This window comes from Micromonospora sp. 4G55 (assembly GCF_016803375.1).
The window spans coordinates 1-8,034 of sequence record NZ_JAEVHN010000265.1 but is presented as its reverse complement, the minus strand read 5'-3'; the positions used below and the strand labels follow the sequence as shown (position 1 = coordinate 8,034).

The window sequence follows — 8,034 nt, the reverse complement described above, 5'->3', positions numbered from 1 at the left end:
CCCCCATCGCACCGAACCGCAGCTCAACCGAGGTCAACATCCCCGGCTGGAGTACTAGGTAATACTCGTTGATAACGCCGCGGCTGCGGGCGGGTGACCACTTCGGTCTCCTCTGGGAGGTCACGCCGAACCGCTCGCTCGCATCACCGCAGGTCAAAGCCATCCGCCCTGTCCGGGCTCGGTGAGCTCTTCGGGCGCGGTGACCACTTCGCCTACCTGCCCCCAGTCTGCTCCCACTGGCAAGGCCGTGGCATCCAGCAGCTCCTTACCGTTTTGACCTGCGCATACTTACCTGCCAGCTGAGATAGAGCGCCCTCGACTGCTGTCCGAAACGGCCGAGCACTCCGTGTGAAGCAAAAGGCTCCGCCTCCTCTGACCTGCGAAAACGTAGAACCGCAGGTGGGCGCGGGTGCCGTTGGCTGCTGTTCGGTGCCGTTGGGCGCAGTTGGCTGCCGTTCAGCGCGCCCGGCTGCTCCCATCCCGCTCCCCCGGATCCTGGTCCCATGGGTAAGCGGCCGGGTCAGTCGAACCAGGGTTGTTCCGGCAGGTTGTGTGGGCCGCTCCGATCATGGGCGGGGCCATAGGTCCGGCCTCGCCTGCAGCCGGGTTCTCGCCTGTGCCTGTGCGGCCTACAGCAGCCGCGGCGTAGCGCGTCACAGCTGTTCGACGACCTGCCGTAGTTCCGGGTTGAGTGTCCAGCCGTGTGTGTCGAGCAGCCCGCGCAGCTGGGCCAGCGCGGCGCGCGCCGGTGTGCCGGTGATCAAGGTCGTGTAGCGGGCGGCGACCGCCGGCGTGCGACTCTGACCGGCGGCGCAGTGCAGCAGCACGACATGGCCCTCCTCGCGCAACTCGAGCAGCATGCGGGCGGCCTGATCGACCACGAAGTGCGGGTGTGCGTTGGCGCCGGGCTGGTCGACTAGCCATGCCGACACCCTGTTGGCGACGGGCACGTCGTCGAAGTCGTCGCAGCCAACGCGACACAGGGAGACCACCGCGTTGGCGCGCGCTGCGGCTGCGTCGGTGTGGAGGTTGCCGAGGATCACCCCGGGGTCGTGCGGGTGCGCCTGCATCAACGGTGCAACTGCTTGCCGTGGCGCGCGGGCGCAGCCCGGCCAACCGCCATGGCCGGCCTGGCCGCCTTGGGCGGTCAGCACGCTCAGGCGTATCAGGTCCGCCGCGCGCCGCCTCGGCCAGCCGTGAACGATGCGCTGCCAGGCCAGGGGCACCGCGGAGGAGCCCCACCGGGCGCCGAGCAGTGCCCCGGCGATCGCCGCGACGGTGTCGGTGTCGTCGCCGACACGGACTGCCGCGGTGAGGGTGTGTTCGAGATGCTGGCAGGGGAAGCTGCCGTGGCCCGGGTTGTGGTCCGGGATATCGGTGTGTGTGATCGCCGACCAGGCGGCCTACAATGCGGGGACCACAAACCCGTTGGGTCGGAACTGCTCCGGCGGCTTGGACTCCGCCTCGGCCAACCAGCCCGACCATCGGTCACGGCGTTCTGCGGGCAGCAGGTCCAGACCCTCGCGTACCCCGTCGAAGGTCCCATCGAGAACCGCCCTGCGGATCCCGGCGCACCACAGCACACACGCGTCCGCGGCCAGGGGGTCGTAATGTGTCAGCTCACTGACTGCGCGGGCGGCTTCCGCGAGCGCCACCGGATCGCCGAGATAGGCCAGCGCAACCGGCGCGGTGCGCATCAGCGACCCGTTACCGGCGCTGCGGCCAGTCCGCCGGTGCAGATCGGCGGCCGCGTCTCGCATCGCCGCGGCAATGCCCGGTCCGCTCACGTGCGAGACCGCGTCCAGGACCTTGCGGGTCTGTGCCCCGATGTCGCTGGCGCCCTCCCGTTTCCACCGGAGAAAGTTGCCGGCGATGCGGTCGAGGGAGTCGCTGCGGCGCAGGTCCGCGCCGGTGGCGGACACCTCCGCGATGCACATCGCCATCTGGGTGTCATCGCTGTACTCACCCGGCGCGTACGGGCCGAGTCCCCCACCGCGCATCTCAGGCTGCTCGTTCGCCGGAAGCGGCGGTCCGAACTCGTACGGCACGCCCAGAGCGTCACCGCACGCCGCAGCGAGGAGAACACCGGCAGCCCGATCGCTCTGGATCGCATCCAGCGGCACAATCGCTGTCATCAACTCCCCCACCCTCGCAACTCCCACATCCCGTAGCTGCTGGTCCAGCTCCGGCTTCGACAGGCCGGGCTTCAGTTCGGGCAGGCCCGGGTAGGCGATGGAGCAGGGCCCTTCGGTGAGCCATTGGCCGATCAGGTTGTGTCCATGTACCTTCGCGCCGCGCACCAGCCAGCCGCGCGGTCCCTTGCCGTCGCCAGCCGGCCCGGTCTGCTGCCGCCATCTGTCGACCCAGGGCGGTTGATAGAAATGAACCGGCGTGCCGGCTTTTTCCGACAGCACTGTCCGCAGCTGCGCCAGGTCTCGATCGATGTCGCCGGTCTGACGGGGCAGCTCGCCAGCGAACGCCTCCACGATGAGCTTCTTGTGCCGCCGAGAGGCGATCGCTGGGAAGGTGTCAGGAAAGGCGAGGTTCAGCAGGATGTTGCGTTGGCTGTAGGCGCTGTTAATCGGGATGCTGTCCAGAACGTCCTTGAACTTCCACGGGTCGTGCAGGGCCGCCTGCTGACGGTCGGCTGGCAGGCGCTTCCACGCCTGCACGAGCCGCACGAGCCACGCGATCTGCCGGTCCCGCTGCGTCATGTAGGCAGTGCCAGCGCGGACTACGCCAGCGTCGAGAACCGTGTCGAGGAACGCGGGCACCGCGACCGGCTCGGGTAGCAAGGACAGCGCCCCGTTGATCACGGCGCGTTTCGCTGCGCCGCCGATGTCCCGCGGCAGCAACAGGTGCACATAGATCAGCTCGCCCATGAGCTGCACCGCCGCCGGCGGCGCAGCGGCAAGCTGACCCTGTAGCTTCCTGACGAAGCTGCCCCGGCCGGCATCCGGCCGCTGAACAAACCTTGCATACAGCTGGTCGGCAGCCTCGGCTGTCCACACAGCCCGGCCTGGGGTAAAGGCCGACCCGCTACCGGCCAGACCGGCGTCGATCACACTGCGGGCGGCGGCGTAAACAGCATCCTCGTTCACGGCACTCCTTTGTCTTATCGAGATGGCCGACGCGAGACTGGCGGCTCCACCGCTATCGAGCGGTCAGGGACAGTGGCTCATGGGCGGCGGTCGTCGTGAACGGCCACTCCAGGCAACTCGTACCCGCCGGGGCGCGCCAGTAGTGCAGATGACGTGCCGCACAGACGTGCAGCCGGCACCGTCGGCTTGAAGCTGGTGCACTTCGCCACATCCCGCATTCCGAGAAGGAGTCGGTAACCGTCGCCCCTGTCAATGCGCGGCAGGTATCGCAGCCGTGACGGTCGGATGACTCGTGCCGCGCGAGCCTCCCGGGTCGGACTGCCCCGGTCACAGCCCGGCCACAGCCATCTCGATCTTCTTCGCCTGCGATGGCTTCACCTTGCCCGACACCCGCACCAGCACCCGGCCCTGGGCGGCCCGGTAGTGGTACTCGGTGCCCAGAATCTGCATGGTCTTCAGCGTTTCCTGGATGACTTCGACCGCCGCTCGGCGTCGTCCGCCGTCGGCCACACCTCGACCACTAGGCCGCGGTCAATGTCGTACTTCTTGGCTTCGCTGTCGCCGCCCGGAAGGTCGGCGGACGCCCGGGACGTGTAGCCGTTGGGGCGGCCGAGCAAGTTGCTCGGATCCGTGTCCTCGTCCTGCGCCGCGCCATGAGTAATGCCAACCTTCGCGGCGTCCAGCTTCATCAGCACCGACTTCGCGTCTAGCGGAACGGCGGGCGGCGACGGCGCCTTCTGGGCGGCGCTGGTCGCGGCCGGGCCGGGGCCCTGAGAGCTGGCGGGGGTGTCGTTGCCGCAGCCGGTGAGGGCGAGGGTAGCGGCGGTGAAGGCTACGAGGGTGTGTCGAAGTCGCATCGAACGATGCTGCAACCTGACGCGGTTCGTGCGGGGGCGGCGATGGTGCGGGAGGGTGTCGGGTGGGCGACACTGCAGGCGTGAGAGAACTGATCTGGGTGGCCGTGAGGATTCCGGCGCCACGCATCTTGTAGAGCGTGCGCCGAACAGCCAGGATGACCTAACGGGCAGCCCACGAGACTGGTGGGTTCACTTCAGATGCCCTCAACTCGGCTACGAGCCGAGATCGCCAGCCTGTGCGGCGGAGCCGCCTTGGATGCCTTCGGGCGCGCCGAAGAGCTCACCGAGCGGGTAGGCCCTACAGCCGCATCCTGCGACAAGGCATCCGCGACCCGGGCCAGGCCCGCCGGGTCGGCAACCATGGTGAAGCAGTTGCCGTCCTTGCCGAAGGCTATCCCCGCCCGGCGCGCCTGGCAGGCCGGCTCCGCGTACCGCGCACTGAACTCATCGATCACTCTCACACCGTACGGACCGCCCGGCCGGCACCGCACCTACCCGCCAGGCGAAGCTGCCCCGAAGGGGCCACTGATGTTGGGCGAAGTCCCAAGATCAGCATAGGTTTCTGGCTTGCCGAAGGTCAGGAACCGAAGATCGGAACACGGCGTGCGTTTGACCAGGGTATTTCATCGGCAGGTGGGGTTCGATCGGGCGGTCGTCGAGGACGTGTGCCTCGATGAGGACGCCGACGGTGAGGTCCTCGTCGTTGCGGCCGGCGACGTAAGGGCGCCATGCGCCGGTGCGGGCGCTGCTCGGATGAGGGGCAACAGCGCCCTGGGCGCGGTCGGCGTCAGCGTGATCAGTCGGCGGAGGGCGGGACGCGGAACGAAGCGGGATTGACGGGACGGCTCTGCTTCGGCAGGCCGGCGACGACGAGGAGGTACGACTCGGTCACGAGATTGTCGACAAGCGCGGGCTCGACGTCCGCACCCGCCCGCACCGTGATCCAGTGCTTCTTGTTCATGTGGTAGCCGGGCGAGATGCTCGCGTGAGCTGCGCGGAGCGCCTCCGCGTCGGATGGATCCGCTTTCAGGATCACGACGGGCTCGCCGGGCATGGACGTCTGCAGCATGAACACCTTGCCGCCGACTTTCCATACCTCCCAGTCGCCGGTGAACTGGTGTGTGTGCTCGGAGCCGGGAAGCTCGGCGGCGCGGGCCGCGGCTCGATCCTGCACTGCCTTATCAATCTGCATCTTGACCTCCTCGAAGTCCTTAGGGGGTCGATTGCCCGGCGTCCGTCGAGGAGGTGCGGACGCCGGGCAATCGAGTCGAAGTGAACGGGGCCGGCACCGCGGTCCGATGTCCGCCCCGTCCGTCACATGTGCGTGAAGATCTTCTCCGCGTCGAACCGCGAGACCGGCTGGCGGGAGACCCGAGCCTCGTCGGGGTAGCCGAGCACCAGAAGCAGCGTGGTCGTGTAGTCGGTGTCGGTCAGGTCGAAGGCCGCGTCCACGGTCGTGCGGTCGAAGCCCTCCATCGGCGTCGCGTCCACCCCGAGGGATGCGGCGGCCATCATCGTGGCGCCGACGACGAGGTAGGTGTTCTTCTCAAGCCAGTGGAGCACGTCCCCGCCATAGTTCTTCGTCTGGATCTCCACGAAGTTGGAGGCGCCCGCCTCCCATCCCTTCTGGATCTCCGGGTCGGCGAAGCGCCCGTCGGCGCGCTCCTTCTCGAAGATCTCCTGCAGGTGCGTGTCGGGGATGTCCTTGCGCGTCGTGAAGACGATGGCGTGCGACGCGTTGCGCACCTTCTCCGCGTTGTCCGCGAAGCGGCCGACCAGTGCGTCCGCGAGCTTGTCCTTGCCATCCTGCGTCTCCAGCACGTGGAAACGGTTCGGCTGGATGTTGATCGTCGTCGGCGAGGTGCGCAGGTAACGCAGCAGCTGCTGGAACGTCTCCTCCGGGATCCTCTTGCTCGGGTCGAAGTAGCGGGTGAGGTGCTTCGTCATCAGCTTGTCGAGATTCAACATCATGCTTTCTTTCGTTTGAACGGCGAGTGGAGAGGAAAGTCAGGCCGACTGGTGGTCGGCGCCGGGGACGTCAACGACGGCGTCGCTGACGTTGTTGAGGTAGTTCGTGAGCAGGGTGACGACCACGATCGTGACGATCGCCTGGATCTCCGGGTCGATATACCCGACCTCGCGGATCGCTGCGAGGTCCTCGTCGCTGACCTGGCCACGCGTCTCGATCACGTGCTGCGCGAACTTCGCGACGGCGGCGCGCTTCGGGTCGCTGGACGTGCCCGTGCGGGCGAGCTCAATCTCCTCCGCCGACATACCGCCGAGGTTCGACGAGATGAAACCGTGGAGTGCCTGGCAGTAGTGGCAGCCGTTCGACTGAGAGACCGCGAGGGCGATCGTGTGGCGCGTCTTCGCGTCCAGGAGCTTCGCGATGCTGCCCTGCAGGCCCATCACGATCTCGAGCACGGTCGGGTTCGCGGCGAGCGTGGTGAACATGCTGGGCGCGAAGCCGAACTGCTTCGCAATGGCGTCGAGGGCGCCCTGCGTCTTCGCGTCCATGTCGGCGCGCGCGGGAGCGGTCAGGCGAGACATGGTGATGAACCTCCGGGTGGCGTTACTGGACGATTTCGTCCACTCGCTTGAGTGAACACCATCGAAAATGGGTTTTCAAGCCCAGTCTGTGTTAGGTTGATTACATGCAGGTGAACAGCGGGGCGGAGGCAGCCCAGAAGCTCACTCCCAAGGGCCAGGCCACGCGCGAGCGAATACTGGAGCACGCGGCCGCCGCGTGACGTTACTGGACGATTTCGTCCACTTGATTGAGTGAACATCATCGAAAGTGGGTTCTCAAGCCCAGTCTGTGTTAGGTTGATTACATGCAGGTGAACAGCGGGGCGGAGGCAGCCCAGAAGCTCACTCCCAAGGGCCAGGCCACGCGCGAGCGAATACTGGAGCACGCGGCGGCGTTGATCTACGACAAAGGGGTCCACGCAACCAACAACGAGCTCGTCCGCCGCGCTGCAGGCGTGAGTGGATCGCAGCTGAGTCACTACTTCCCCACCAAGGAGAGCCTCGTCCTGGCGGTCATCGACTGGCAGGCCGACAGCGTCCTCGGCTTCCATCGCAGCGAACGGTTTGCCAGCTTCGACACCGTCGAGGCGTTCCAGGACTGGACGGACTTCTACGTCCTCTCGGGGCGTCCGTTCGAGGCCGGCTGCAGCCTCGGCTCGCTCGCGAGCGAGATCGTCAAGACCGATCTCGACGTGCACGACCGGCTCGCGGAGGTGTTCGCGCAGTGGCGCGAGATCTTCCGCGTCGGGCTCGATCGCATGCGGCAACTCGGCCGCATCGACGCGTCCGCCGACCCCGCGCGGCTCGCCGACATGTTCCTCGCGGCGTATCAAGGCGGCATGCTCCTCGCTCAGGTCGCCCGGGACATCGGCCCCCTGCGGGACGCGCTCTCTGCGGCGGTTGACCATCTGCGGACGTTCGCGACGTCTGACGACCAGCACATGGGCTGACGCGGCGCATCCGAGCCTCGGGTGTCGGAGCGCGGAAGGAGGTCTGGCGAGCTGGTAAGACGACCACGTCGGGCGACGCGAATGGGCGTCCGCTCTGTTAGCAGAATCGGACGGCTCGCCGACATCCAGCCTCACGAATTCATGGGCTCGATGGCGTGATGGCTGCCGGCCCTGACGTAAAGGAGGTGCCGTCCTACCTGGAATGATCTGGATTGCCTAGATCGAGAATCTTCCAGAAGGGCGGCACCTGCTGCGCGTGCCAAACGATTGCGGCGTAAGCGACGCATCGAACAACGCGCCAACGCCTGGGCCCGCGGACTGACGCTGACCACCGGGGCGTCCGGGCTGATCGGTGCGGTCGGCGCCCCGTTGCTGCGGCTGCTGGCCGAACAGTCCGGGCTGCGCTAAGCCAGCCCGGCCACCCTGCGCCGAGTGCTACTCAACGCGCCAGCCCGCCTCGTGCGCCGCGCCCGTAAACGGCTGACCCGCCTCGACGACACCCACCCGCACCAGACCGACCTCATCCTCGCCTGGAACAAGATCCACGCCATGGTCACCCCGCCGTAACGGCAATCCCACCCGCCCCGACCAGACGAG

10 protein-coding genes and 1 pseudogene are annotated in these 8,034 nt (G+C 67.3%); 3 read left to right on the top strand and 8 right to left on the bottom strand.

Annotated features, from left to right (window positions below; genetic code table 11):
• Positions 1-653 precede the first annotated feature (653 nt).
• From JNW89_RS20665 to JNW89_RS20635, 8 genes and pseudogenes are all read right to left on the bottom strand, one after another.
• On the bottom strand, positions 654-1,226 hold the full coding sequence (locus tag JNW89_RS20665) for a hypothetical protein (protein WP_238450154.1): 573 nt from the start codon (positions 1,224-1,226) through the stop codon (positions 654-656).
• A 6-nt stretch (positions 1,227-1,232) separates the two neighbouring features.
• Positions 1,233-2,714 (bottom strand): annotated as a pseudogene (locus JNW89_RS38910) (ADP-ribosylglycohydrolase family protein); the annotation flags it as partial.
• A gap of 714 nt (positions 2,715-3,428) precedes the next feature.
• Positions 3,429-3,551 (bottom strand): hypothetical protein, encoded by a 123-nt coding sequence (locus tag JNW89_RS36855; RefSeq protein ID WP_255541043.1) that lies wholly within the window; start codon positions 3,549-3,551, stop codon positions 3,429-3,431.
• A 5-nt stretch (positions 3,552-3,556) separates the two neighbouring features.
• A complete protein-coding gene (locus tag JNW89_RS20655; protein WP_238450153.1) occupies positions 3,557-3,958 on the bottom strand; it encodes a DUF3558 domain-containing protein in 402 nt (133 codons plus the stop codon).
• A 194-nt stretch (positions 3,959-4,152) separates the two neighbouring features.
• Positions 4,153-4,413: a hypothetical protein gene (locus tag JNW89_RS20650; RefSeq protein ID WP_238450152.1), complete on the bottom strand. Its 261-nt coding sequence runs from the start codon at positions 4,411-4,413 to the stop codon at positions 4,153-4,155.
• Positions 4,414-4,754: 341 nt separating this feature from the next.
• Complete coding sequence (locus tag JNW89_RS20645) at positions 4,755-5,150, bottom strand: MmcQ/YjbR family DNA-binding protein (protein WP_109802463.1); 396 nt, start codon at positions 5,148-5,150, stop codon at positions 4,755-4,757.
• A 122-nt stretch (positions 5,151-5,272) separates the two neighbouring features.
• Positions 5,273-5,929, bottom strand: coding sequence for a nitroreductase family protein (locus JNW89_RS20640; protein WP_238450151.1), 657 nt, complete (start codon positions 5,927-5,929; stop codon positions 5,273-5,275).
• A gap of 36 nt (positions 5,930-5,965) precedes the next feature.
• Positions 5,966-6,508: a carboxymuconolactone decarboxylase family protein gene (locus tag JNW89_RS20635; RefSeq protein ID WP_238450150.1), complete on the bottom strand. Its 543-nt coding sequence runs from the start codon at positions 6,506-6,508 to the stop codon at positions 5,966-5,968.
• Between the two features lie 284 nt (positions 6,509-6,792).
• Here JNW89_RS20635 and JNW89_RS20630 point away from each other — a divergent pair, with 284 nt between their 5' ends.
• The 3 genes from JNW89_RS20630 (at position 6,793) to JNW89_RS36850 (ending at position 8,004) form a co-directional block, all read left to right on the top strand.
• Positions 6,793-7,437, top strand: a complete 645-nt coding sequence (locus JNW89_RS20630) for a TetR/AcrR family transcriptional regulator (RefSeq protein WP_238450149.1) — start codon at positions 6,793-6,795, stop codon at positions 7,435-7,437.
• Positions 7,438-7,704: 267 nt separating this feature from the next.
• Positions 7,705-7,845, top strand: coding sequence for a hypothetical protein (locus tag JNW89_RS20625; protein ID WP_238450148.1), 141 nt, complete (start codon positions 7,705-7,707; stop codon positions 7,843-7,845).
• A 24-nt stretch (positions 7,846-7,869) separates the two neighbouring features.
• Positions 7,870-8,004, top strand: a complete 135-nt coding sequence (locus tag JNW89_RS36850) for a hypothetical protein (protein ID WP_255541042.1) — start codon at positions 7,870-7,872, stop codon at positions 8,002-8,004.
• The last annotated feature ends 30 nt before the right edge of the window (positions 8,005-8,034 follow it).